The organism is Carnobacterium sp. (assembly GCF_049673005.1).
Classification (GTDB): Bacteria; Bacillota; Bacilli; order Lactobacillales; family Carnobacteriaceae; genus Carnobacterium_A.
The window spans coordinates 102746-128591 of the sequence record NZ_JBATXB010000111.1 but is presented as its reverse complement, the minus strand read 5'-3'; the positions used below and the strand labels follow the sequence as shown (position 1 = coordinate 128591).

Annotated in this window: 22 protein-coding genes; 16 read left to right on the top strand and 6 right to left on the bottom strand. The window is 33.3% G+C overall.

The window, feature by feature from the left end; genetic code table 11:
* The first annotated feature begins 235 nt into the window (after positions 1-235).
* Together WBF61_RS08625 and WBF61_RS08620 are read left to right on the top strand one after the other, a co-directional pair.
* Positions 236-1720 (top strand): ABC transporter substrate-binding protein/permease, encoded by a 1485-nt coding sequence (locus tag WBF61_RS08625; RefSeq protein WP_424255681.1) that lies wholly within the window; start codon positions 236-238, stop codon positions 1718-1720.
* The gene (locus tag WBF61_RS08620) at positions 1707-2432 is read left to right on the top strand and encodes an amino acid ABC transporter ATP-binding protein (protein WP_424255679.1); all 726 of its coding nucleotides are present in this window, start codon (positions 1707-1709) and stop codon (positions 2430-2432) included. Before WBF61_RS08625 ends, WBF61_RS08620 begins: the two co-directional genes overlap by 14 nt.
* Before the next feature lie 116 nt (positions 2433-2548).
* Here WBF61_RS08620 and WBF61_RS08615 read toward each other — a convergent pair whose 3' ends face one another.
* From WBF61_RS08615 to WBF61_RS08605, 3 genes are read right to left on the bottom strand one after another with little or no spacing between them, the layout of a single operon-like run.
* Positions 2549-4441, bottom strand: coding sequence for a PTS fructose transporter subunit IIABC (locus tag WBF61_RS08615; protein WP_424255677.1), 1893 nt, complete (start codon positions 4439-4441; stop codon positions 2549-2551).
* An 11-nt stretch (positions 4442-4452) separates the two neighbouring features.
* Positions 4453-5370 (bottom strand): 1-phosphofructokinase, encoded by a 918-nt coding sequence (gene pfkB, locus WBF61_RS08610; protein ID WP_424255675.1) that lies wholly within the window; start codon positions 5368-5370, stop codon positions 4453-4455.
* Entirely contained in the window at positions 5367-6119 is a 753-nt protein-coding gene (locus WBF61_RS08605; protein WP_424255674.1) for a DeoR/GlpR family DNA-binding transcription regulator, read from the bottom strand. The genes pfkB and WBF61_RS08605 overlap by 4 nt, the downstream gene beginning before the upstream one ends.
* A gap of 138 nt (positions 6120-6257) precedes the next feature.
* Here WBF61_RS08605 and WBF61_RS08600 point away from each other — a divergent pair, with 138 nt between their 5' ends.
* Positions 6258-6638, top strand: coding sequence for a GntR family transcriptional regulator (locus WBF61_RS08600; protein WP_424255672.1), 381 nt, complete (start codon positions 6258-6260; stop codon positions 6636-6638).
* Between the two features lie 5 nt (positions 6639-6643).
* Positions 6644-7774, top strand: a complete 1131-nt coding sequence (locus WBF61_RS08595) for a DUF1648 domain-containing protein (RefSeq protein WP_424255670.1) — start codon at positions 6644-6646, stop codon at positions 7772-7774.
* A 38-nt stretch (positions 7775-7812) separates the two neighbouring features.
* On the opposite strand, the gene WBF61_RS08590 is transcribed toward WBF61_RS08595, so the two are convergent.
* Positions 7813-8535, bottom strand: a complete 723-nt coding sequence (locus WBF61_RS08590; protein WP_424255669.1) for a peptidylprolyl isomerase — start codon at positions 8533-8535, stop codon at positions 7813-7815.
* Positions 8536-9179: 644 nt separating this feature from the next.
* Here WBF61_RS08590 and obgE point away from each other — a divergent pair.
* The 8 genes from obgE to WBF61_RS08550 all read left to right on the top strand — a co-directional run bounded on the left by obgE (position 9180) and on the right by WBF61_RS08550 (position 17651).
* Positions 9180-10493 carry a GTPase ObgE gene (gene obgE, locus WBF61_RS08585; protein WP_424255667.1) on the top strand — a complete coding sequence of 438 codons (1314 nt, stop codon included), beginning with the start codon at positions 9180-9182 and terminating at the stop codon, positions 10491-10493.
* Between the two features lie 154 nt (positions 10494-10647).
* Positions 10648-11577: a ribonuclease Z gene (rnz, locus tag WBF61_RS08580; RefSeq protein WP_424255665.1), complete on the top strand. Its 930-nt coding sequence runs from the start codon at positions 10648-10650 to the stop codon at positions 11575-11577.
* A 23-nt stretch (positions 11578-11600) separates the two neighbouring features.
* A complete protein-coding gene (locus tag WBF61_RS08575) occupies positions 11601-12404 on the top strand; it encodes an SDR family NAD(P)-dependent oxidoreductase (RefSeq protein WP_424255663.1) in 804 nt (267 codons plus the stop codon).
* An 88-nt stretch (positions 12405-12492) separates the two neighbouring features.
* Complete coding sequence (locus tag WBF61_RS08570) at positions 12493-12909, top strand: LapA family protein (protein ID WP_424255661.1); 417 nt, start codon at positions 12493-12495, stop codon at positions 12907-12909.
* A gap of 303 nt (positions 12910-13212) precedes the next feature.
* The gene (locus tag WBF61_RS08565; protein ID WP_424255659.1) at positions 13213-13797 is read left to right on the top strand and encodes a DUF1836 domain-containing protein; all 585 of its coding nucleotides are present in this window, start codon (positions 13213-13215) and stop codon (positions 13795-13797) included.
* A gap of 10 nt (positions 13798-13807) precedes the next feature.
* The gene (locus WBF61_RS08560) at positions 13808-14674 is read left to right on the top strand and encodes a DegV family protein (protein WP_424255658.1); all 867 of its coding nucleotides are present in this window, start codon (positions 13808-13810) and stop codon (positions 14672-14674) included.
* A 104-nt stretch (positions 14675-14778) separates the two neighbouring features.
* Entirely contained in the window at positions 14779-17115 is a 2337-nt protein-coding gene (gene recJ / locus WBF61_RS08555; RefSeq protein ID WP_424255657.1) for a single-stranded-DNA-specific exonuclease RecJ, read from the top strand.
* Between the two features lie 23 nt (positions 17116-17138).
* Positions 17139-17651: an adenine phosphoribosyltransferase gene (locus tag WBF61_RS08550; RefSeq protein ID WP_424255655.1), complete on the top strand. Its 513-nt coding sequence runs from the start codon at positions 17139-17141 to the stop codon at positions 17649-17651.
* A gap of 123 nt (positions 17652-17774) precedes the next feature.
* On the opposite strand, the gene lexA is transcribed toward WBF61_RS08550, so the two are convergent.
* Positions 17775-18398: a transcriptional repressor LexA gene (gene lexA / locus WBF61_RS08545; RefSeq protein ID WP_424255653.1), complete on the bottom strand. Its 624-nt coding sequence runs from the start codon at positions 18396-18398 to the stop codon at positions 17775-17777.
* 160 nt (positions 18399-18558) lie between these two features.
* Between lexA and WBF61_RS08540 the strand changes: the two genes are divergently transcribed.
* The 3 genes from WBF61_RS08540 (at position 18559) to WBF61_RS08530 (ending at position 21280) form a co-directional block, all read left to right on the top strand.
* Positions 18559-18798, top strand: coding sequence for a DUF896 family protein (locus tag WBF61_RS08540; protein ID WP_424255651.1), 240 nt, complete (start codon positions 18559-18561; stop codon positions 18796-18798).
* A gap of 106 nt (positions 18799-18904) precedes the next feature.
* Positions 18905-20899, top strand: coding sequence for a transketolase (gene tkt / locus WBF61_RS08535; RefSeq protein ID WP_424255649.1), 1995 nt, complete (start codon positions 18905-18907; stop codon positions 20897-20899).
* A gap of 144 nt (positions 20900-21043) precedes the next feature.
* Positions 21044-21280 carry a YneF family protein gene (locus WBF61_RS08530; RefSeq protein ID WP_424255647.1) on the top strand — a complete coding sequence of 79 codons (237 nt, stop codon included), beginning with the start codon at positions 21044-21046 and terminating at the stop codon, positions 21278-21280.
* A gap of 446 nt (positions 21281-21726) precedes the next feature.
* On the opposite strand, the gene WBF61_RS08525 is transcribed toward WBF61_RS08530, so the two are convergent.
* Positions 21727-22347: a lysophospholipid acyltransferase family protein gene (locus WBF61_RS08525; RefSeq protein ID WP_424255645.1), complete on the bottom strand. Its 621-nt coding sequence runs from the start codon at positions 22345-22347 to the stop codon at positions 21727-21729.
* Positions 22348-22618: 271 nt separating this feature from the next.
* Between WBF61_RS08525 and WBF61_RS08520 the strand changes: the two genes are divergently transcribed.
* Positions 22619-25846 carry an SNF2 helicase associated domain-containing protein gene (locus tag WBF61_RS08520; protein ID WP_424255643.1) on the top strand — a complete coding sequence of 1076 codons (3228 nt, stop codon included), beginning with the start codon at positions 22619-22621 and terminating at the stop codon, positions 25844-25846.

The window sequence follows — 25846 nt, the reverse complement described above, 5'->3', positions numbered from 1 at the left end:
CTCCAATATTCTGTCTAAAGTCAGTTTACCCCTATTTAAAATAAAAGGCTACTATTTCATTCTTTTAATAAATAGGTAGTCTTAGTGTTTAATAAATGGTTGGAAAACGTTTTTATACATTTGTTTATGTATAATCAGGGTGTAAAATCAAAAATAGGTGGTTAAAACAAATATATATTGCATAAATATTCTCTTTCTGTTAAACTACAAAAGACTTAAAATACAGGAGGAAATAATGATGAAGAGAAAAATAATGACTATTGTTTTATCTATAATTTTAATAAGTACCTTTTTACCAAAAATACAAGTATTAGCTGCAGATAATTCATTAAAAAAAGTTAAATCAAAAGAAACGCTAGTAGTTGGAACTAGTGCAGATTTTCCGCCATATGAATTCCATGCGACTCTTGATGGACAAGATGAAATAGTAGGGATGGATATTTCCATTGCCGAAAAAATTGCTGAAGATTTAGGAGTTAAATTAGAGATACAAGATATTGGATTTGATAGCTTGTTACCAGCTCTAGAAGTTGGAAAGGTTGATATTATTATTTCAGGAATGAGCGCATCTGATGAACGTAAAGAAAGTGTCGATTTTTCAGAGGTTTATTATATAGGCGGACAGAATATTGTTGTTCGTCCATCGGACAATGAAATATATACTTCAAAAGATGATTTATATCAAAAAAAAATAGGGGTTCAAACTGGGTCAATTCAAGAATCACTAGCAAAGGAACAAATGCCAGATTCCTCAATATTAAGTTTATCTAAAATAACTGATTTAATTTTAGCTTTAAAAACTAATAAAATAGAAGCTATTATTATGGAGAAACCAAGTGCGATGGCTTATGTTGCCAATGATAATGGGCTAGCAACATTTGATGGCGGCTTTGAATTACAAGAAGACGAACAAGGAGCAGCGGTAGCCGTAAAGAAAGGCTCAGCTAGTCTTGTAACAGCTATTAATCAATCTATTTCTACTATTAAAGAAAATAACTTAACGGAAGATTATTTAAAAGAGGCTGGAGAATTACTGAAAGAAAGCCAAGGCCAAGATGGTCAGGAAGATTCAAAGCCTAAAACAATAATTAATTACTGGAGCTATTTTGCTAAAGGTACAGGATATACTATCCTGATCTCTGTGCTAAGTGTCTTTTTCGGTTCTATTTTAGGAGTAATTTTATCGCTAATGAGACTGTCTGATCGTAAACTCATTCGTTTGCCAGCGACAGCATATGTGGAATTTGTCAGGGGTACACCTATGATGATCCAAGTAATGTTCATTTATTTTGCAGTTGGATATCTAATAAATATCCCAGCACTTGCTTCAGGTATTATAGCAGTTTCTTTAAATAGTGGTGCTTATATAAGTGAAATTATTAGATCAGGTTTAAACTCTGTTAACAAAGGTCAAACAGAAGCAGCTAGAAGTTTAGGTATGAGCAAAAAAACGGCTATGCGTTATATTGTTTTCCCGCAAGCTTTAAAAAATATTTGGCCAGCCTTAGGAAATGAATTTATTACAATTATTAAGGAAAGTTCAATTGTCTCTATTATTGGAGTTGGAGACTTAATATTCCAAACAAAGATTGTTACTTCTCTTTCTTACAGAGGCATTGCCCCTTTGGCCGTTACAATGGTTATTTACTTTATTTTAACCTTTAGTCTAACTAAACTATTAAATCACTATGAAAGGAAGATGAATCATGATCAAATTTAATCACCTAAAAAAAACATTCGGTAAGAATGAAGTATTAATAGATATTAATGGAGAAATTAAAAAAAATGAAGTAGTTGTTATTATTGGTCCTTCAGGTTCAGGGAAAAGTACCTTATTAAGGTGTTTAAATCTTTTAGAAACACCCACAGACGGTGAAATAATTTTTGATGATCTCATTTTAACAGAACTAAATGAATCTAAAGTTAATAATTTGAGAGAGAAAATGGGGATGGTTTTTCAAAATTTTAATTTATTTCCCAATCTGTCTGTAATAGAGAATTTAAAAATCGCTCCTATTAAGGTTAAAGGGATGAATCCCGAGGAGGCGCATAATCAAGCAGTTAAATTATTAGGTCAAGTAGGACTTTCAGATAAAGAAAAATCTTTCCCTGCTAGTTTATCTGGCGGACAACAACAAAGGGTTGCTATCGCAAGAGCATTGGCTATGAATCCAAAAGTGATGCTTTTTGATGAACCAACATCAGCATTAGATCCCGAAATGGTTGGAGAAGTCTTAAAAGTTATTCAAGATTTAGCTGAAACAGGTATGACAATGGTTGTCGTAACTCATGAAATGGGATTTGCTAAAAAAGTTGCTGATCGTGTAATCTTTATGGATGCGGGTTATATTGTTGAAGAAGGCACACCTGAACAGTTATTTGATTATCCACAACATGAAAGAACAAAGAGTTTCTTAGCTAAAGTTCTTTAAAAATCTTTACTCATTCGTTTACTTAATTTACTGAGTAAAAAAAACCGTACTATTTCTTGTTTTGCTCATATTATATGGCAAAATAGAAATCTAATACGGTTTTTTTGTTTAACTCATTAGTTTATTTCTTTGGTAATTGTTTTTTTCCAAAAACCTAAAATTAGTGCAGAGACGACCATCCCGATAGCTAAAGCGATTAAGAAAAGGATAGCGTGATTAGAAAGACCGATTGCAAAAATACCGCCGTGTGGCGCTGGAATAGAAATATTCCAAAATTGTGTTAATCCACCAGCAATTGCAGCTCCTACAACAGATGAGGTGATGATTCTCAAAGGATCGGCTGCAGCAAAAGGAATAGCACCTTCAGTAATGAATGAAAGGCCAAGAATATAATTTGTTAAACCAGATTTTCTTTCATCATCTGTAAACTTATTTTTGAAAAGAGTACTCGCTAAAGCGATAGCTAAAGGAGGGATCATTCCACCCGCCATTACCGCTGCCATGAGACTTCCATCACCTGTGTCTGTAAAGATACCAATTGAGAAAGTATAGGCAGCTTTGTTGAAAGGTCCACCCATATCAATAGCCATCATACCACCTAAAAGCGCTCCTAATAAAACAGCATTTCCAGTACCTAAGTTTTCTAAAAAGCTAATCATAGCAGCATTGATAGTAGAGAAAACAGGATCAATAACAAAGTACATCAAGAAACCGATAATTAATAAGGAAAGAACAGGATAAAGTAAAATTGATTTTAAACCTTCTAAAGATTTAGGAACGCCTTTTAATACTCTTCTTAAAAGAAGGATAGAATAACCTGCAATAAATCCAGCAGCTAATCCACCTAAGAAACCAGCGTTACTTTGAACGGCCATAAACCCACCAACCATACCAGGCATTAGACCTGGTCTATCTCCAATACTCATTGCGATATAACCGGCTAATATTGGAATTAAGAAACTAAAAGCATTGCTACCAAGTGAATTTAAGAAAGTAAAAATCTCACTCTTATCACCAAAATAAGGTTCAGCAAGGAAAGAAAGGGCTAAAATAATTCCGCCACCTACAACAAACGGAAGCATGTGAGAAATACCATTCATTAAATCTTTGTATACTTTACTTAAAACAGATCCGTTTATACTTTCCTCATTAGTTGAACGACCATTATCATCAGCGTAATATATAGGAGCTTGCTTTTTTGAAGCTTTTTCAATCAGTTCTTCAGGTTTACGAATGCCATCACTGACTGGACGTTGAAGAACAGGTTTACCATTAAAACGATTCATTTCAACATTTTTGTCAGCTGCAATGATGACTCCATCTGCCCTCTCGATATCACTTGCAGATAGTCGATTCTTAACGCCTTCAGACCCATTTGTTTCAACTTTGATATCAATATTCATCTCAGCTGCTTTTTTCTTTAAGGCGTCCTCTGCCATGTAAGTATGAGCGATACCAGTTGGGCAAGCTGTAACGGCGATGACGAATGGACGAGAAGAATCGTGAGTTTTAGCCCTTTGAGAGTTTAGTTCTTCATTTTCTTGAGCTAAACGTTTTTTTTCAGCATTTTCGAATAAAGACTGTACTTCTTCAGGCGTCTCCGCATTTTTTAAAGAAGCAACGAAATCAGGATTAACCAATAATCTAGCTAAACTAGCTAGTGCTTGTAAATGGGTATCATTTGCACCTTCAGGGGCTGCAATCATAAAGAATAGATAAGTTGGTTGACCGTCAAGAGCGTCATAGTCAACGCCTTTTGAACTTTTTGCAAAGAGGACAGTAGCCTCATTGACAGCCGAATTTTTTGCATGAGGCATAGCAATTCCATCACCAAGGCCCGTTGACGTCTGTGATTCACGAGCCATGATGCCTTTTTTAAATACAGTAGAATCACTTATTCGATTGTGTTTTACTAAACTATCAACCATTTCATCAATAGCTGCTTCTTTTCTTGTTGCTTTTAGATCCATAATCATAACATTCTTTAATAATAAATCAGTTATTTTCATTATTTTTCCTCCTAATTATTAATTGAAGAGATAGTAACTTGAGAAATCAAGTTCTCAATCTCACTTTTTTTAGCTAAATCATCCGAGAAGGCTGTCGCGCTACCGGTGGCAACACCTGTTTTAAAAGCAAGCTGAGAATCGTTTTCTTTTAATAATGTTCCTACAAAGCCAGCGACCATGGAATCCCCAGCACCTACTGAATTTTTTACTTTACCTTTGGGGACGGTAGATTGATATACGTTGTCACGTGTAAAAAATAAAGCACCGTCTCCTGCCATTGAAACAAGAGCATAACTTGCTCCCATTTCAATGAGTTTTTTGCCATAAGGAATCATTTCCTCAACAGAACTAAAAGTAACGTGAAACATTTCTGCTAACTCATGGTGATTCGGTTTAACCAGTAGAGGATGGAAAGCAAGGGAGTCTAATAAAGTTTGCCCAGTTGTATCCATAACGAATTCAGCACCTAAAGCCTTTATTTTCAGTATAATTTTTTGATAAAAATCATCCGGTAGTGACGCAGGTTGATTTCCTGAAAGAATAACAACATCTTTAGAAGTTAACTGTTCAATTACAGTTAAAAAATCATTTGCTTCGCTATTCGTAATTATAGGACCACTAGCGTTAATCTCTGTTTCTTGATCAGATTTTAGTTTAACGTTAATACGAGTATCACCTTTTATAGAAGTGAAATTTGTATTTATTTCTTCGTCAGATAACCATTCTTGAATAAATTCTCCTGTAAATCCACCTAAAAATCCTAGAGCGGTTGAATCATATCCTAACTGCTTAAGAACTCTAGAAACGTTTATACCTTTTCCGCCAGGTAATTTAAGATCACGTGTCATTCTGTTTAATGAACCTAAATTAAAATCAGAGACTTCGACAATATAATCAATTGAGGGGTTAAGGGTAACCGTATAAATCATATTTTTGCCTCCTTAATAGTTGTTTTGCTAAAGTAGCTTTTATGTGTAGCAGAATCAAGGCCTTGTGTCACAATTACTGCGTCTTCAAGCTCACAAATTTTCACAAAACTAACTTTATTAAATTTTGATTTATCTGCTAAAATAAATGTCTTTGAGCTATGCAAATGAGCTTGTCTTTTTACAGCTGCCTCTTCAACATCAGGTGTAGTATAACCAAATTCAGCATCAATACCGTTAATACCTAAAAAACATTTATTGAATCGATAGTTTTCTAATTGACTTGTGGTAGTTATTCCAATGATTGCTTTTGTTTTTGCTTTAATGTTTCCACCAAGTAAAATTGTTTTTGTTTGTTGATCGGCTAACAAAACTGCGTGCTGAATTCCATTTGTGACAACTTGAATATTTTTATTTTTTAAATACGGAATTAAATAAAGAGTAGTTGTACCAGCATCTAAATAAATCGTATCGTTTTCTTCAATAAGAGACGATGCGAACTTAGCTATTTCTTCTTTCTCTTGAACGTTTATGGATGCTTTTTCAGATATAGATAATTCTTCATCTATTCGATATACTTTCTTAGCTCCTCCATGTATCCGAGTTAACTCACCAGTTTCTTCTAACAAAGCTAAATCTCTACGAATAGTAGACTCTGAGCAATCTAAGTAGTGCATGAGATCTTGAGATTTTACTAGCCCATATTTTTTTAATTGAGCAAGGATATACTCATAACGTTCTTCTGTTAACATGGCAATTCTCCTTTCGAAAAAATAATACCACCAAAAACGTTCAAAAGCAACTAAAAAGTAATCGTTTACAGAGATTGACAAGAATAACTCTTTTGTTATACTTGTTATATAGCAAGCAACTAGGGAAGGGGTTATACTATGTTTATTCATATTAAGCCAGAAAGTGACTCTCCAATCTATATACAATTAATTTATCAAATAAAAAAAGGGATCATAACAAAACAATTAGTGCCAGGAGAGATATTGCCAAGTGTCCGTAGTTTAGCAGGAGATATTGGAGTTAATATGCATACTGTAAACAAAGCGTATAAGCAATTAGAATATGAAGGAATAGTTTTAAATAGAAAAAATGGTTTTGAAGTTAAGAAAATAGAAGATATAAAAATAGAAGAGTCAAAAATAAAAGAGTTACATTCGAAATTAACAGAACTAATGATTGATGCAGCTATATTTCAATTAACAGATCAAAAAGTTAAAGAACTAAAAGAAAGTATTCGGACAGAAATACTAGAAGGGTGAGGATTATGGGCATATTTATTAGTTTTATCATTATTTTATTTTTATTAACAAGCTTGATTATAGGTTTAATGCCTTATACAGGGAGAAAAGGAATAGAATTTGGAGTTAATATTCCTGAAAATGAGGATACCCATTTAAGATTAGCAAAATGGAGAAAACTATATTTTTTAATCAATTTAATCCTTGGGTCACTATTTTCATGGGGAATAGTTTTATTAATGAAAGTAGTTAATTTAACTCAATCTAAAGACTATCTAAGTATCTATATACTAGTCGGGATGATGACGATTATTCTAATTAGTAGTTTAACCTATTTAGCTATTAGAAAAAAAATAATGAAAATGAAAAACAATCTTTTTAAAGAAGATAGAAATAAAAAAGAGAAAGAAATAGTAATAGAGTCAAATTATAGAAATAGTGAAATCGGTGTTCCAAACTTTATACTCTTATTAAGTAATGGGATTATTATTCTAACAACAGCACTAATAACCTTACTGTATTATGATCAGATACCTAGTCGCTTTCCTACCCATTGGGGAATTAATTTTACAGCCGATAGATTCGTAGATAAGTCTTTTTTAACAACTTTCGCAGTAATTGGTATTCAAATCTTATTAGCTTTTATTTTTTATCTATCCAATTATTCGCTTATTCAGGCTAAGCAATTACTGAATCATACTGATCCCTCCCAATCTAGTTTTCAAAATAAAGCCTACCGCCTAGCTTGGTCAAGATTCACTTTAATCGTTTCTATACTGACGCAGCTTTTATTGAGTAGTGTTCAGTTTACGTCTATTATTTTTTTTGACACAAATATAAGCTACTTTATTTACGGAATAATTCTATTTACGTTGATAATTTTGATCTATACAATTAGTCTAACTTTAAAATATGGTCAAAGCGGAAGTCGTTTTAAAAAAAATAAATCAATGAATAAAAGCCAATTTGAAACAGCTTATTATGACGATGATCGTTACTGGAAATTAGGGATAGTTTATTACAATCCAAAAGATCCGTCTATTTGGATTGAAAAAAGATTCGGAATTGGGACGACTACTAATATGGCGAGATGGCAAAGTTGGGTAATTATATTAATTATTACGTTGTTTTGTTTATTACCATTGTTTTTTTTATAATAAAAAAAGCGTAAACAGGGTTATAGTCCTGTTTACGCTTATTTGTGTATATTTATTGTCTCGATTGTAACCGCAGTTGTTGGTAAATCGTTGTCAGTTGTTTCTATAGCTGCAATTTTGTCGACAACATCCATACCGTTAATAACTTGACCGAAAACGGTATAAGATTCATCTAATGAAGGGTATCCACCTTTTTTATATGTTTTTACTATTTCACTTGGAGTAGACCCAGAAACTGAATGAGACATATCTTGTTGATTTTGAACAATAAAAAATTGACTTCCAATTGATATGGGTGCATTTGTCTTAGCCATAGACAATGCCCCTCTAATATGATAAAGATGATCAGAGGCTTCTACCTCAAATGGTTTTTTCCAAATACTTTCTCCACCTAATCCAGTGCCTTCAGGATCGCCTCCTTGTATCATGAAGTCTTCAATAACTCGATGGAAGATAGTATCGTTGTAATAATCATTTTCACTTAAGCCTACAAAATTTTCTACAGCCTTAGGTGCATAATCAGGAAACAGCTTTATTGAAATAGTTCCCATTGAAGTAATCAAATCTGCTCCTATTTCATTTTTTTCTATTTGACTTGATAACTGTGGAAAATAATCAACCTCAATCACTTCGTTTTCTATTTGACCTTCGTTTGTTTGCTTATTCGGAATGAGATAAAAGAAACCGTAAATCATCATTGCGACTGCTAAAAGCAGCAACAAGCCCCCAACTATTAATTTATTAAATTTCACATTGCACATCCTTTAATTTTATCTTTACTAGTATACGATAGATAAGTAAATAATAAAACAGTTAAAATGAAATTAATAGTTTATGTGGAAATAAGTTAAATAGTTTATTAAATGATAAATAACAGCTTGAAAAAGTAACTAAAGGGTAAACAGTTTGAAAAACAAGAAGATAGTTCTTCAAATAAATACTATGCTATAAATAAAAAACAAGATGCTAGCCTTTATATGGTCACATAGTTTAATGTAAAGTAATTGTTTGGACAAACCAAACCTTGCTCCTTAACGGATAGGATATACTAAGATAAATAAGTCGAATGATGAAAAAATCTAAATTTTATACAAAAGTATGAAGGTTCAATACGTGTTCCTTTTTACTATTTAAGAATCATTGAATCTAATTGGGCTTACTTCAGTAGAGGATTCTTATAGGTTTAAATAGACAAGGAGGTAAAAAACACGTACAATAGATAGTGGATTAGAATGGGGTATACTCACAATACTTCATTTTTTAGAGGATACGTGATGAAGAACAAACTTGATTACATCTTGGAACAAATGTAACAACAAGGATTATCGGTACATCTAAAGAGTAACCCAAAAGATAAAATCAAAGAAATCTCTCATAAACTCAAAAAATGAGGAGGAAATTAAAAATGTCAATGTTTTTAGATCAAGTAACAATTAATGTGAAAGCTGGTAATGGCGGTAACGGAATGGTAGCGTTTAGACGCGAAAAATATGTTCCTGATGGCGGCCCTGCGGGTGGAGATGGTGGTCATGGTGGAAGTTTAATTTTTATTGTTGATGAAGGACTACGTACGTTAATGGATTTTCGTTTTAACCGTCATTTTAAAGCTGAAGATGGAGAAAACGGAATGAGTAAAAGTATGCACGGTAGAGGCGCTGGAGACAGTTTAATCAAAGTTCCACCAGGAACAGTTGTCCGCGATGTTGATACAGGTATTGTATTAGGCGATTTAATCCATGAAGGCCAGCAATTAGTAGTTGCCAAAGGTGGTCGTGGTGGTAGAGGAAACAAACGATTTGCTACACCCAGAAATCCAGCGCCTGAAGTTGCGGAAAATGGTGAGCCTGGAGAAGAACGTAATCTGGAACTTGAGTTAAAAGTTCTTGCTGATGTAGGTTTAGTAGGGTTTCCATCAGTTGGGAAATCAACTTTACTCTCTATTGTTTCTGCTGCTCGTCCTAAAATTGGTGCCTATCATTTTACAACATTAGTTCCTAATTTAGGAATGGTTAAAATGGATAATGGAAAAAGTTTTGTTATGGCTGACTTACCAGGACTGATAGAAGGAGCTTCTCAAGGAGTCGGATTGGGGATTCAATTTTTACGTCATATTGAGCGTACTCGAGTTATCTTACATGTTATTGACATGAGTGGTAGCGAAGGTAGAGAACCTTATGATGATTATGTAACCATTAATAATGAATTAGAGAGCTATGACCTAAGACTAATGGAGCGTCCGCAGTTAATTGTAGCAAATAAAATGGATGTACCTGGTGCCCAAGAAAAATTAGAAGAGTTTAAAGAACAATTGAAACTGCTAAAAGAAGATGAATATGAGGATGATATCCCTGTATTTCCTATTTCAGCTATCACACATAAAGGGATTTCAAATTTATTAAATGCGACAGTAGATGTATTAGATGTAACATCAGAATTCTTACTAGAAGTACTAGATCAGGAAGAAGAAACGGTATTGTATAAACATACTCCTGAAGAAAAAGGATATGATATTACGCGAGATTCGGATGCTTCATGGATACTTTCTGGAGATAAGTTAGAAAAACTATTTAAGATGACTAACTTTGAACATGAAGAATCAGTTCGTCGTTTTGCACGTCAATTAAGAGCAATGGGGATTGACGAAGAGCTAAGAGAGCGCGGAGCTGTCGATGGAGATATTGTTCGTATCATGAAATATGAATTTGAATTTGTTGAATAAAGAAAAACTAAAAAAAGTAATCCAATTGAACGTTCAATTGGATTACTTTTTTAGTTGATTTGATTATCGCTAAATGTAGATAAGTTTGTTAAAATAGAATGGAAAGAACATTAAATAATAGTCGTATACTATTAAAAGTTAGGATTGTGTGTGAATGGAAATATTATTCTTAGGAACTGGAGCAGGTGTTCCAGCTAAAAGCCGAAATGTTACTAGTATTGCATTAAAATTATTAGCAGAAAGAAATAGTGTCTGGTTATTTGACTGTGGAGAATCTACACAACAACAGATTTTGCATACGACTTTAAAACCAAGAAAAATTGATAAAATTTTTATTACACATCTTCATGGAGATCATATTTTTGGTTTGCCTGGGCTAATTAGTAGCCGCTCATTTCAAGGAGGAGAAACACCTTTATCCATTTATGGACCGAAAGGCATTAAAAATTTTATTTTAACGAGCTTAAAGGTGTCAGGAACACATTTGAAATTCCAACTAAAATTCATAGAAATCGTTGAAGCTGGTGTGATATTTGAAGATGCTCAATTCAAAGTTAGCTGTTTACCTTTAGAACACGGAATAGAGTCATTTGGCTACCGTATTGAAGAAACAGATCATCAAGGTAGTTTACAAGTTGAGAAACTTAAAAAATTAGGGGTACCATTTGGTCCTTTATATGGTAAGTTGAAAAATGGGGAAATAATTTCTCTAGCAGACGGACGGACTGTTAACGGAAAAGATTATATAGGAGAAACTCAAAAAGGTAGGATTGTTACTATTTTAGGCGATACAAAAAAAACAGAAAATAGCCTGTTGTTAGCAAAAAATGCTGATGTCCTTATTCATGAAAGTACATTTGAAGGTGCAGATCAAAAAATGGCCCGTGATTATAATCACTCTACAAATGTTGATGCTGCTCAAATTGCAAAAAAAGCCAATGTTAAAAAATTATTCTTAACCCATATTAGTGCGAGGTATTTAGGCAAAGAAGTTCTAGAATTAGAAAAAGAAGCTCAGCAACATTTTCAGCAAACGTCAGTTGCAAAAGATTTTCTGGAGTTTACTATACCATTAGATAAATAATTCATTAGAAAAGAGGAGTTAAAATGAATAAAAATTTAAAGCAATTAACGAATAAAGTAGTGTTCATAACTGGTGGCTCTGCTGGACTAGGTGAAGAAGTTGCCTATAAAGTAGCAAGCCAAGGGGCAATTGTTGTTGTAACAGCACGCAGAGAAGAGCTTTTGGAGGAAGTAAGAAAGAAATGCTCATCGTTGTCCAATAAACCAGCATATGCTTACCGTTTAGATATATCTAAACCGGACGAAATAGAAAAAGTAATCAAACAAGTATACGAAGAGGTCGGTGCTATTGATGTTTTAATTAATAATGCTGGATTTGGTCATTTTGAAGAAGCTTTAACATTTGATATGTCAATTGCGGAAAATATGTTTAGAGTTAATGTATTGGGAATGATTTACGTAACGCAACTAGTCGCTATTCAAATGGCTGAAGAAGAGCAAGGACACATTATTAATATAGCTTCACAAGCAGGGAAGATGGCTACTTCTAAATCGAGTATTTATTCTGCTACAAAATTTGCTGTGATTGGTTATTCTAATGCTTTACGTTTAGAATTAAAGCCACTAGGAATAAGAGTAACAACAGTTAATCCTGGTCCAATTGATACAAATTTTTTTGATATTGCTGATAAGAGTGGAAATTATTTGAAAAAAGTTGGGAAAATGGTTTTAAAGACAGAAAATGTTGCTAATCGTATTGTTAACTTGATAGGGACTCAAAAAAGAGAATTGAATTTGCCTTATTCGATGGAACTAGCAAGTAAATTCTATACTCTATTTCCAAAAACAGGGGATTTCTTAGCTTTAAGAATTTTCGACAATAAATAAAGTATATTATTAGGGGCTTCTGTTTTATTATGCTAAAATAATAACAATAAGTATTTGTAGAATTATTAAAAGAAGAGAGGGGTAAACGATGAAAAAACAATGGGCGACTATTCTAGCTATCATTCTAATTTTGCTGATTTCTTTGTTTGCTGTAATGAATGTGGAGGTTGTACCGGTTAACTTCGGGTTCACATTAGTTTCTTGGCCATTAATTATGATTATTTTAGGCTCTCTTTTTATTGGAGCATTGGTTACTGTCTTAATAGCCACTAGTACAGCTTTTAAAACAAAAAAACAAATGAAGCATTATGAAGTAGAAATATCGAATGCAGAAGAAATTAAACAAAAAGAATTAGAACAACAAAAAATGAAATACGAAGAAAAAATTGCACAAAAAAATGAAGAAATAGAAATTAAAATTACTAAGATAAATAGCTTGGAAAAAGAATTAATAGATAGAATGACTCACACCACCTATTCAGATTCTTTTTTAGAAGGAAAATAGATTTTGTATTTCTTGGAATCTTATCGAGTAGAGTTAATTGTTGCTAGTTAAGAAAAATATGTTTTTGAGGCGCCGCGAATGCAGATTCGTGTAGCCTTTTTTTTTGAAAAACTAGAAAGAGATAGTAAGAATTAGATGAGAATAAAGGGATAATAGTATTTAAAAGCAATCTTTCTAGAAAATAAGCATACAAGAACAGAATACGTTAGATTACATACTCACCTAGTTATTGTAACTAGTTTGTCTAGATGTAATATATATGGTAGAATATCTTAATAGAAGTTAAGGGGAATAGGTGGTAAATTGACTGATTTGGAAGAAAAACTCATTGATTGGACTAAAGAGATAACGCAATTTAATTTCCCACGCTGGGAAGAATTGCCAGATTTTGATTTATATATGGATCAGGTGTTAAACCTAATAGATAATTATCTTTATGTTTTCAAACCAGAAAAACAAGATAAAATAATTACGGCATCTATGGTGAATAATTATGTCAAGTTAGATTTAATCCCTGCTCCAATAAAAAAAAGATACAATAAAAAGCATTTAGCTTATTTAATTGCTATATCTGTATTGAAACAAGTTTTAACTATTTCAGAAGTTAAAGAAGGTATTACGTACCAAGCCTCTGTAAGTGGGATTAGAGAAGCATATGACTTATTTTGTACCGAACAAGAAGCGGCTTTAAGTGCTATTGCTTCACATATAGAAATGAATAAGAATCAACCGTTACCTTTAATGCCTAATAATACCGAAATAGAGAATCTAGTTGTGCGTACTTCTTGTATAGCTGTTGCATCAAAAATTACAACTCAAAAAGTTCTTGTCTTTGTTAAAAACAATAAATCTAACACTGAAAAAAATAATATGAAAAATGAATTGTGAGGTAAATGATATGAATAAAGAAAAAGTTGCTTACTTGGTTGACTCAGGTTCCAATGTTCCTGAAGAGTACGTTAAATTAGGAAATATGAATGTTATTCCACTTAAAATTATTTATAAAAATGAAGAATTTATAGACAATGTAAACATCAGTCCTCAAGAAGTTTATGACCGTTTACCTGATGAAATCCCAACGACTTCGCTTCCTAGTGGAGAGGTTATTTCAACTATTTTCAAAAAAATACAAGATGAAGGCTTTGATAAAGTAATATGTGTTACTATTTCTAGCGGATTAAGTGGAACAAATAACATGGTCAGAGTAATTTCAGAAAGTTTTACTGATATGGATATTTTAACAATAGATTCCAAGAATATTGGTGTAGGTAGTGGGCTAATTGCTGTTCAAGCTTTTAAATACGTTGAAGCTGGGTTAAACTGGGAAACCATTAAGACGAAATTAGAAGAGGATGTTTTAAAATCAAAAATTTTTTTCCATGTGCCAACTCTTGAATATTTACAAAAAGGCGGTCGAATTGGTTTGGTAGCATCGATTTTAGGAAATATGCTAAATTTAAAACCAGTTATTACCTGTAATGAAGATGGTGTATATGATACAGTTGCTAAAGTAAGAGGAAATAAAAAAAGTGTTCAAAAAGCTATCGATCTAACAGCTGAATTCGCAGGAAATGCAAAGAAATATAACTTAGCTATTGCGTATGGTGGGAAAACAGCTAAATCTCAAGTAGAAGAGATACGTTCTAGTCTACTGAAAGAATTGCCTTTATTTGATGAGGTTTTCGAAGGAGAAGTTAGTCCGGCCTTAGGGGTTCACACTGGTCCTGGATTAATCGGAATTGGAATCATCGTTACTGAAGAGTAAAATCTAAAAAACGAAAAAACTTTCCTGAAAAAGGAAAGTTTTTTCGTTGTGCATTCATTTTTCAGTGATTTTTGGTATACTATTGAAGTTGGGAGTGAAACGATTTGTCAACGACAAAAGATAAATGGAAAGTTATAAAAACACAATATGATAATGTTAATGAAATAGAAAAAAAAGAACTAGAATCTAAATATACTCCACTTTTTATTTCTCTCTGCTTACAAAGAGGTTTAGATTCTGTAGAAAAGATTCAAAATTTTATAAATCCAAATGATTCTTGGATTCATGATCCCTATCTTTTAAATGATATGGAAAAAGCCGTTACTCGCATTATGGAAGCTATTGAGAAAGGTCAATTAATTACGGTATATGGTGATTATGATGCAGATGGAATTACGAGCACAGCAGTTTTAAAAGAAGCCATTGAGATGATTGGTGGAGAGGTAAATTATTATATTCCGAATCGGTTTACTGATGGTTACGGACCTAATACAGTCGTTTTTGAAAAATTGATATCAGAAGGTACAGAATTAATCTTAACATGTGATAATGGTGTGTCAGGACATGAAGCCATCTCAAAAGCAAATGAGTTAGGTGTTGATGTGGTAGTAACAGATCATCATGAATTACAAAGCACTCTACCTGATGCCTATGCGATAATTCATCCTAAACATCCAAATGCAGATTATCCATTTAAAGACTTAGCTGGAGTAGGTGTAGCTTTTAAATTAGCTACCGCTTTGTTAGGAGAAATACCTTTAGAAATGCTGGATTTAGTAGCAATTGGAACGATAGCTGATTTAGTTAGTCTAACAGGGGAAAATCGAGCGCTAGTTAAACAAGGTTTAGCAATATTAAAGGAATCACAAAGAATAGGGCTAATGGCTCTATTCAAAATTGCTAGTATTAAGCAAAGTGAAGCTGACGAAGAAACAATAGGATTTACTTTGGCGCCACGTCTGAATGCTGTTGGACGCTTGGGAGATGCGGGTCCAGCTGTTGAATTATTGACCACTTTTGATGAGGAAGAGGCGCTTCGTTTATCAGAAATGATAAATAAAAAAAATAGCGAAAGACAATTGATCGTAGCAGAAATAACTGCGGAAGCTTTAGAGATGGTTGAGTATGAAGATCCTGATCAAGGTGTTTATGTGCTGGCAAAAGAAGGTTGGCATGAAGGAGTACTAGGGATTGTAGCGAGTAAAGTAGTATCGAAAACTGGCAAACCAGCTATTATTTTGAACATCGATCAAGAAAAAGGCTATGCAAAAGGTTCTGGTAGGAGCACACCAGTCTATCACTTATACAATGGTCTTCAAGACACGGATCATTTATTAACAAAATTTGGTGGTCACCATATGGCGGCGGGGCTCACTTTACCAATTGATAATATAGCTAGTATAAAAATAGAACTTAACGCTTTTTTACAACAAAAACAAGGAAGCATGCTGTTAGAAGAATCACATGTAGTTGATAAAAAATTACATATAGCAGATGTTGAGTTGTCATCAATTGAAGAGTTTCAAAAATTAGCACCTTTTGGTACAGATAATCCAAAACCTGTTTTTCTTTTTGAAAAAGTTCACGTTCAAGAGATTAAAAGAATCGGTAGTGAAAAAACGCATCTGAAATTGCAATTGATTGAAGAGAACGAAACACTTGATGCTATAGGTTTTCATCTTGGAGCTATGGCTGAGAAAATAGGAGCAAAAGCTGAACTATCGGTTGTAGGAAAACTTAATATTAATGAATGGAATGGTTTACGTAAACCACAACTAATGCTAGATGATATAGTTGTTAAAGGAACTCAACTATTTGATTTAAGAAGCACTAATATTTCATCAACCATATGGCAATTACCAGAGGCTGATTACATCTTTTTTAATGAAAAAAATGTGAGAAAATATCAAGAAGATATTCCCAGAACGGGTTATACTCACTTTATAACTGAATTGAAGGATAGTGAGCACTTTGAAATGAAAACAGATAAACTTGTTTTGGTAGATTGTCCAGATGATTTAGAATTATTAAGTAAACTTTTACAAGGAAGTAAACCAACTAGTATTTATGCGAGTTTCTTTAATCAAGAGAGTGCCTATTTAGATGGCATACCAAGTCGGATACAATTTTCACATGTGTTTAAATACATCGCCTCACATAAAGATATTGATGCTAGACATAAAACTAAACTATTGTCAGGACATTTAAAAATAAAAGAAAATATGCTGATTTTTATAATCAACGTGTTTTTTGAAGCTGGTTTTGTTACAATACAAGATGGTATTATGAATATAGCTTCGAATATTGAAAAAAAAGAATTAACAGATACTAAAGTATATAAAAAACGATTGGGTAAGTTTGCTGCAGAAGAAATACTTATTTACAGTCGTTTTACAGAACTAGAAGAGTGGATTAAACTTCAAATAAAGAAAGAGTCATAATTTTGAAACGGAGGTAAATTTTAATGGATTTAAAAAAATATATAGCAGATGTACCTGATTTTCCAGAAAAAGGAATTATTTTTCGTGACATTTCTCCCTTAATGGCAGATGGTGAAGCTTATCGATACGCTACAAATGAAATTAGTAAATATGCAAAAGATAAAGGTGTAGATATGATCGTAGGACCGGAAGCACGCGGTTTTATTGTTGGTTGTCCAGTAGCTTATGAGTTAGGTATTGGGTTTGCTCCCGCTCGAAAAAAAGGGAAATTGCCGCGTGAAACAGTAGAAGTTAGTTATGGCTTAGAATACGGAAATGACGTCTTACAAATCCATAAAGATGCTATTAAACCAGGTCAAAAGGTGCTAGTTTGTGATGATTTGTTGGCAACAGGAGGCACGATTGCAGCGACTATTAAGTTGATTGAACAATTAGGCGGAGAAGTAGTTGGAACAGCCTTTTTAGTAGAGTTAAGTGAGCTAAAAGGTCGTAATAAAATTGAAGGTTATGATATTCTAGCATTAATGGAATATTAAAGGTACTTGTTATATTATAGTTTCAAGACTTAATAAATTTAACGATTAAAAAAAGCACGTCTTTTATTTATGGTTTCTCCATAAATCTAAAGACGTGCTTTTTTTGAATTACTGTTATAAAAATTAAAAAATATGACTGCGGTATAAACTGACTACTTTACCAAGGATTGTTACTTCATCTAATAGAATATCATTCATAGAATCATTTTCTGGTTGAAGACGATAATAATTGTCCTCACGGTAAAATCTTTTACAAGTTGCTTCATCTTCATTCGTTAGAGCGATAACGATATCTCCGTTGTTTGCGCTAGATTGTTTGCGAACAATTACTTCATCTCCATCAAAAATTCCAGCATTAATCATGCTTTCGCCACGTATTGTCAACATAAATAGAGTATCGCTTTCTTGTCTTAAATTAGGAGGAAGCGGAAAATAATCAGAGGCTTCTTCGACAGCTAAAATAGGTTCACCTGCCGCGACTGTTCCTAACAAAGGTATCTGTTCAAGTTGAATCCCTAATTTTGTTAATCCTTTTGAAGTTAATTCAATCGCTCGTGGTTTGCTAGGGTCTCTTTGTATAAACCCGTTCTTCTCAAGTCGCGACAAATGACCGTGTACAGTTGAAGTAGAAGATAGTGAAACAGCTGTTCCAATTTCACGTACGGTTGGTGGGTAACCTTTTAATTTTACTTGATCATGAATGTATTGCAAGACCTCAATTTGTCTTGATTCTGGTGTTTTACGCATAAATAGATGCACCTCAATTCTTTTATTATTTCTTATAAAGAATAACATAAATTTACCATTGAATCAAACAAATGTTCGCTAGCATTTAAAACGATTTTAATGCATTGGCGAAATATTTTTGGTATAGTATTTAAATAATAAGAATTAAGAGGTGTATAAAATGATATCTAAAGAAAGAATTGCAAGAATCAATGCCTTAGCAAAAAAATCTAAAAATGAGGGTCTAACTATTACTGAACAGGCAGAGCAAAAAAAATTAAGAGAAGCCTATTTAGCTGCTTTTAGAGGAGGTATGCGTAACCACATTGAGGGATTAAAGGTTGTTGATGAAAAAGGAAATGATGTAACACCAGAAAAATTAAAGAAAATCCAAAAAGAAAAAGGTCTTCATGACCGTTAAGATAAAGAGTATAAAAATACTTATTTTACCTATATAGCTTTCAACCGTTGATTTAAAAGCTAAAAAACAGTAAAATAGAGTTAACACAATTGAGAGGATGATTTAATTGTTTGACAACACTGACCAGTTAGCGATTAATACGATAAGAACACTTAGTATGGATGGGGTTCAAAAAGCCAACTCTGGGCACCCTGGATTACCAATGGGAGCAGCTCCAATGGCTTATACACTTTGGACAAAACACTTAAAAGTGAACCCTAAAAATTCGAAATGGGTGGATCGTGATCGTTTCGTCCTTTCTGCTGGACACGGATCAATCATGCTTTATAGCTTATTGCATTTAGCAGGCTATGATGTTTCAATTGAAGATTTGAAAAATTTCCGCCAATGGAATAGTAAAACTCCTGGACATCCAGAAGTGCATTTCACAGACGGTGTAGAAGCTACAACAGGTCCATTAGGCCAAGGAATCGCAAATGCAGTAGGTATGGCAATGGCAGAAGCTCATCTAGCAGCAACATATAACAAAGAAAACATGAATATAGTAAATCACTATACCTATGCTTTATGTGGTGATGGCGATTTAATGGAAGGGGTTTCATCTGAAGCGGCTAGTTTAGCTGGTCATTTAGAACTTGGGAAGCTAATCATGCTCTATGACTCAAACGATATTTCTTTAGACGGACCAACATCAAAAGCATTTACTGAAAACGTTGGACAACGTTTTGAAGCTTATAAATGGCAACATATTTTAGTAAAAGATGGCAATGATATTGAAGAGATTAACGCAGCAATTGAAGCTGCTAAATCTGAAACAACAAAACCAACTATTATCGAAGTGAAGACGGTTATTGGTTTTGGTGCTCCAAATGAGGGGACTCATAAAGTGCACGGTGCTCCGTTGGGTGCTGAAGGCATCCAATCAGCTAAGAAAGCTTATGGTTGGGAAGGTAAAGACTTTTTCGTTCCAAAAGAAGTAAGTCAACGTTTTGAAGAATGTATGGTTGATAAAGGTGCGCATTCAGAAAAAGAATGGCAAGTATTATTTAATGATTACCAGACTGCATATCCAGAATTAGCAGAACAATTTGAACAAGCGATGAACAATGAACTTCCAAAAGAATGGGATAGCCAGTTACCTAGCTTTGCGGAAAGAGATTCTGCTTTAGCTTCACGTGTTACTAGTAGCCAAGTGTTAACAGCTATTTCTAAAACAGTTCCTGCCTTCTGGGGTGGCTCTGCAGATTTATCTTCTTCGAATAACACAATGGTAGCAGGAGAAAAAGATTTTCAACCTGGACAATATGAAGGAAGAAATATTTGGTACGGTGTACGTGAATTTGCTATGACAGCTGCAGCAAACGGTATTGCCTTGCATGGTGGATCTAAAACATACGTAGGAACATTCTTTGTTTTCACAGATTACCTAAGAGCGGCAGTTCGTTTGGCAGCAATTTCTAAACTACCTGTAACGTACGTCTTTACACATGACTCAGTTGCTGTTGGGGAAGACGGACCAACACATGAGCCTGTTGAACATCTTTCTAGCCTACGTAGTATGTCTAACTTAACTGTATTACGTCCTGCTGATGGCAACGAAGTGGTTGCAGCATGGAAAATTGCTATGAATTCAACAGATCATCCAACGATGTTAGTATTGTCACGTCAAAATTTACCAGTGCTGCCTAAAACAAAGGACTTAGCACAAGACTTTGTAATGAAAGGTGCTTATGTTATTTCACCACAGGATGGAGAGACTCCAGAAGGTATTTTAATCGCAACTGGGTCTGAAGTTGCATTAGCAATAGAGGCACAGAAAGCTCTTAAATCAGCAGGGAAAGACGTTTCTGTCGTTTCTATGCCAAGTTTCGATTTATTTGAGAAGCAAGATGCACTATACAAAGAGTCTGTTCTACCTAATGCAGTTCGCAAACGCGTTTCTATTGAGATGGGTTCAAGTTTTGGATGGGAACGTTACGTAGGGTTAGATGGAGCAATGGTTGCAATCGATAAATATGGTGCAAGTGCACCTGGCGATAAAGTAATTAAAGAATACGGATTTACAGTAGAAAACATTGTTGAAAAATACAACAAGTTATAAAAAATAAAATTTAATTTGCGACTATGTAAATTGATTTTTCGTCAATTTACATAGTTTTTTTTTTGAAATCAGTTTGCCTATTTATTTTTGAACAAAACTCTAGTACAATTAGGCAGTGAGAAAGTTTGAAAGGAGTGAATACAAATGAATACAGGTTTAGCAATTGTTTTAATAGTTGTTGCACTAATTGCCGGTTTAGTTGGAGGGTTTTTCATAGCAAAAAAATATATGATGGATTACTTCAAGAACAATCCGCCTATTAATGAAGACACCTTACGTATGTTAATGATGCAAATGGGACAAAAACCATCTGAAAAGAAAATTAGACAAATGATGGCGTCTATGAAAGTTCAATCAGAAAAACAAAACAAGAAAAAATAAGATAATAATTTAACTTATACTTATCTTTCAAATCATGCGAACAGGTTATATCTGTTTGCATTTTTTTGTGTAATTTTAGAAGAAAGAGTTGGTTATCAATACTCAAATGAACATTAATAAAAAATTAAAAGAAAAAAGTAGACATTTTTTGGAAGATTAATTTTTAATGAAGAAGCTCAACTAGGATTCCTAAAATAGAAGAGTTGATACAATAAAATCTTGGGAAGATAAAAAAGGTAGGAAGATAGTAGCCACTGTTATTATTTTTCAATAATTTGAGAAGGAAACTCGATTAATTTATTAGGTTATGATAAAAAAAGGAAATAGAAAAACGTGTTAGGCTATTAGTCTAAAGAGAGTTTATATAAAACGCTGGAAATTCAAAAAAGTAAAACACTATATAATAAAAAACGGCTCTTTTTAAAATAAAAGAGCCGTTTTTATTATTAAGGAGTAATTTTATAAACGTAAGTTGGATCAATCTCATGGTCTAACTGATCAAAAGATTGCTGGATTTCTAATTCAATTTCCTTTAGTCTATCTTTTGTTAGTTTTGTGCTCTTATCAATGTAGATGGGGTCACCAAAGCGCACTGTTACTCTTTTTCTCTTTAAGAGATCTATTAAAGTTAGCGGTCCTTGATAAACAGCTGGTATTATTGGGACACCACTCAGTTTGGCGATAGTTGCTGCTCCTCCTTTTAATTCAGAGGAGTGCCTAGTTCCAGTTGGGAAAATAACTAAATTCAAATTCCCTTCTTTTAAAATTTTCACTGGAATTTTTATAGCGCTAGGTCCTGGATTATTGCGATCAACTGGAAAAGCATTGCAACGTCGAATGACCCAAGCTAAAAGAGGATTTTTAAACAATTCTTTTTTTGCCATGAATGAAAACTCATGTGGTTTTGCAGCCAATGCAAGATAAACGGGATCAATCCAAGTTCGATGGGGAGCTACTAATATAAACGATTCTTCAGTAGGTAATTTCCCTTTATTCTGATAGTGTGCTTTGCCGTTTAAGAGTAGCAATAATAAACCAACAAAGTCTCGTAATGTTCTGAAAAACAATAGACCTCAACCTTTCATAATAAATAAACTAAAGTTACATAATAATGATATAATTATGTATGAGATAATCTGTTTTAGCAAGCTTTTTCAAAAGAAACTAATAATAAGTGATATGAATAAAAATAATTGAGTTAAAGAGACTATAGTTAATTGAACTTCTTTTATTCTAAAATGAAATAGTTTTCTTTTTGTTTGATAATGGCGTACAATGAAGAGATAGAAAAATTCGAGATGAAAACTTTTAAAACGTATGAAAGTAGGGGAACGTTGAATGAAATGGAGTATTCCGGAAAGAATTATCGATCAAGGAAGAAAATATGTTGCTGATAAACGAGTTCTTTCAGTTAATTCAAACTTTGAAACGAAAATATGGAACGCTGAAGTTGTTGGAGACCAAAGATATCGAATTGAATTAGATGGTACAACTAAAGAAGAAGATTTCTGTGAGTGTCTTTATTGGAAAGAACACGGTTATTGTAAACATACAGTTGCTGTAGAATTAGAACTGCGAGATAGAGGGATTAGTCGTATTATGACAAAAGAAAATGCTAAAGAAGTTGCAACGGATTCGCCTAGTCCGGGCCATGAATTGACTGAATCCTTTACGCGTATTTTCTTGAACGAGCATAGAGAATCACTTTCTGTCTCAGGAAAAGAACGAGTGTTAGAACTAGAATACAAGATTGAAATAAAACCCATGAGTACGGCTCTTGTTCGCACAAAAACTGAAGTTTTAGCTCTAAGTATTCGCGTAGGAGTTGAAAAATTATACATTGTAAAAGACTTGCCTGCTTTTTTTGAAAGCTATATGTCACAGAGTGTTTTTGAACTAAAATCAAATCAAACTCTTGATTTTAAACAGGTTCATTTATCTGAAGAGGACCAAGAAATTATGGATTTTCTTCAGAAACAATTCTACTCCAATCAATTAATGGTTGGTAATCAAAAAGAACCTGTTCTTTTAACAAATAACAAAAGATTTTTAATAATAACGCCTATATTAGCTGAAATTACACTGCAAATGCTACAAGATAGTGGCAACCTTCAATTCGTTAATGGGAAAGAGAAATATAAAAAAGTAATATTTATTGAAAATCAAATGCCTATCTCATTCGAATTATTTCAAAAAAATGAATCTATTACATTAGATATTTTGAATTTAATAGATGCCTATTTAGAGGAATACCAATGGTTCATCTCTTCTAATGTTATTTTCCAACCATCTAAAGAACAAATACGTGCTAGCCAACCATTAGGTTACTTTCTTGAACGATATGATGGGAATGATATCGAAATAAACCCTCAAAACATGCCTGATTTTACAGCATATGTTATGCCGTTGCTAACTAAAATAGGAGAAGTAAGTATCGATGAAGAATTGAAAAATTCATTTATTCAAGAACCTTTAAAGACAATAATTTACTTTAAATATGATAAAGACACAGTACATGCGACAGTTGAATTCAATTACAAACAGCTAGTTCTATCGACAAATGTTGAAGAAAATCATTTGCCAGATCCAGGCGTACAAATTATACGCGACAGTCAGCAAGAAATGAATGTATTGAATCGTTTAAAAGAATTTGACTATCACCGTACAACGACGACTTATGCAAAGCGAATGGTAAGAGATGATGATTTTTATACTTTATTTACTAAAGAAATTCCGACGCTAGAATTAGATGCTACTGTTTATGTGGATGATTTGTTAGATAGTATGTTTTTAGATCAAATTGATCCAGAAACAAATATTGATGTTCAAAAAGATGGCTCATTATTAGATATTCGATTTGATATTGGTGGCATTACTCCAGAAGAGATTGACAGTGTATTAAAAAGCTTAAGCGAAAAGAAATCTTTTCATAAACTAGATAATGGGACATTAATTGATTTAGAAACTGAAAAATTCAGACAAATTAGTGATGTTCTTACTGAGTTACGGGTATCGAAAAGTTTTCAAAATGGTAAAATAAGTCTACCTAGTTATCGTGGATTAGAGTTACAAGAAAAATTTGGTTTAGAGGAAAAGAATAAGCAAACATTGTCTAGGAAATTTCAAAACTTAATTGAAGATCTGAATTTTCCAGAACAATTCGAAGCAGATTTGCCAAAAAGTCTTAATGCAGATTTGAGACCTTATCAAGTTGTTGGATTCAAATGGCTGAAGATGTTATCGAAATATGGGTTTGGTGGTATTCTTGCAGATGACATGGGACTTGGAAAGACTATTCAAGTAATCACGTATATTCTATCTGAAATTGAAGAGAAAAAAGAAAATAGTCCCTTTCTAATCGTTGCTCCCGCTTCTTTAATTTACAATTGGAATCACGAGTTAATAAAGTTCGCTCCATCTATTGATAATTTTGTTGTTGCAGGTACAGCTGAGGAAAGAATGGATATTATTCAAACTGTAAAGAGTAATCAAGTTTTGATTACTTCCTATCCAAGTTTTAGACAGGATGCGGATATCTACAAGAAACAAGAATTTAGTTTATTAGTATTAGATGAATCACAAATGGTGAAAAATTATCATACCAAGACAGCCCAAGCACTTAGAGGGTTGAATATAAAAAAACGATTTGCATTAAGTGGAACCCCAATCGAAAATAAAATAGAAGAATTATGGGCTATTTTCCAGTTAATCATGCCCGGGTTTTTCCCAACCATTAAACAATTCAAAACATTACCTTATGAGCAAGTTTCTAAAATGATTCGTCCATTCGTTTTAAGAAGACTTAAAAAAGATGTTTTGAAGGAGTTGCCGGATAAGATTGAAACAAATCTTTATAGTTCAATGACAAAAGAACAAAAAACAGTCTATCTTGCTTACCTACAAAGGATACAAGAGAGTGTACAAAAAATGTCCGGTGATGATTTTAAAAAGAATCGAATTGAGATACTATCAGGATTAACTAGACTGCGTCAAATTTGTTGTGATCCGCGATTATTCCTTGATGATTATGAAGGTGAGTCAGGAAAGCTTGAACAATTAAAAGAATTACTAGAAACAGCAAAAGAAAGCAAAAAACGCGTACTAATTTTTTCTCAGTTTACTTCTATGTTATCAATCATAGAGCGTGAACTGGCTGAGGAAGGGATAGATACTTTTTATCTAAGTGGACAAACGAAACCAAAGGATCGACTGGAAATGGTCAATCGCTTTAATGATGGTGAAAAAGAAATATTCCTTATCTCTCTAAAAGCTGGTGGAACAGGATTAAATCTAACAGGTGCTGATACCGTTATCTTATACGATTTATGGTGGAACCCTGCGGTTGAAGAACAAGCAGCGGGCCGTGCTCATCGATTAGGTCAAAAGAAAGTTGTCGAAGTGTGGCGTTTAATTGCTGAAGGAACAATTGAAGAGAAAATAAATTCAATGCAACAAGAGAAAAAAGCGTTATTTGATCAAGTTATTACTTCAGAAGGAAAAGAGCAACAATCAATAAACCAACTGACAGAAGCAGATATTCGCGAAATTTTAAGTATCGGTAATTAA

Coding starts and splice junctions, on each gene's coding strand:
- WBF61_RS08625 (WP_424255681.1), top strand. CDS start 236: ATGATGAAGAGAAAAATAATGACTATTGTTTTATCTATAATTTTAATA.
- WBF61_RS08620 (WP_424255679.1), top strand. CDS start 1,707: ATGATCAAATTTAATCACCTAAAAAAAACATTCGGTAAGAATGAAGTA.
- WBF61_RS08615 (WP_424255677.1), bottom strand. CDS start 4,441: ATGAAAATAACTGATTTATTATTAAAGAATGTTATGATTATGGATCTA.
- pfkB (WP_424255675.1), bottom strand. CDS start 5,370: ATGATTTATACGGTTACCCTTAACCCCTCAATTGATTATATTGTCGAA.
- WBF61_RS08605 (WP_424255674.1), bottom strand. CDS start 6,119: ATGTTAACAGAAGAACGTTATGAGTATATCCTTGCTCAATTAAAAAAA.
- WBF61_RS08600 (WP_424255672.1), top strand. CDS start 6,258: ATGTTTATTCATATTAAGCCAGAAAGTGACTCTCCAATCTATATACAA.
- WBF61_RS08595 (WP_424255670.1), top strand. CDS start 6,644: ATGGGCATATTTATTAGTTTTATCATTATTTTATTTTTATTAACAAGC.
- WBF61_RS08590 (WP_424255669.1), bottom strand. CDS start 8,535: ATGTGCAATGTGAAATTTAATAAATTAATAGTTGGGGGCTTGTTGCTG.
- obgE (WP_424255667.1), top strand. CDS start 9,180: ATGTCAATGTTTTTAGATCAAGTAACAATTAATGTGAAAGCTGGTAAT.
- rnz (WP_424255665.1), top strand. CDS start 10,648: ATGGAAATATTATTCTTAGGAACTGGAGCAGGTGTTCCAGCTAAAAGC.
- WBF61_RS08575 (WP_424255663.1), top strand. CDS start 11,601: ATGAATAAAAATTTAAAGCAATTAACGAATAAAGTAGTGTTCATAACT.
- WBF61_RS08570 (WP_424255661.1), top strand. CDS start 12,493: ATGAAAAAACAATGGGCGACTATTCTAGCTATCATTCTAATTTTGCTG.
- WBF61_RS08560 (WP_424255658.1), top strand. CDS start 13,808: ATGAATAAAGAAAAAGTTGCTTACTTGGTTGACTCAGGTTCCAATGTT.
- WBF61_RS08550 (WP_424255655.1), top strand. CDS start 17,139: ATGGATTTAAAAAAATATATAGCAGATGTACCTGATTTTCCAGAAAAA.
- lexA (WP_424255653.1), bottom strand. CDS start 18,398: ATGCGTAAAACACCAGAATCAAGACAAATTGAGGTCTTGCAATACATT.
- WBF61_RS08540 (WP_424255651.1), top strand. CDS start 18,559: ATGATATCTAAAGAAAGAATTGCAAGAATCAATGCCTTAGCAAAAAAA.
- WBF61_RS08530 (WP_424255647.1), top strand. CDS start 21,044: ATGAATACAGGTTTAGCAATTGTTTTAATAGTTGTTGCACTAATTGCC.
- WBF61_RS08520 (WP_424255643.1), top strand. CDS start 22,619: ATGAAATGGAGTATTCCGGAAAGAATTATCGATCAAGGAAGAAAATAT.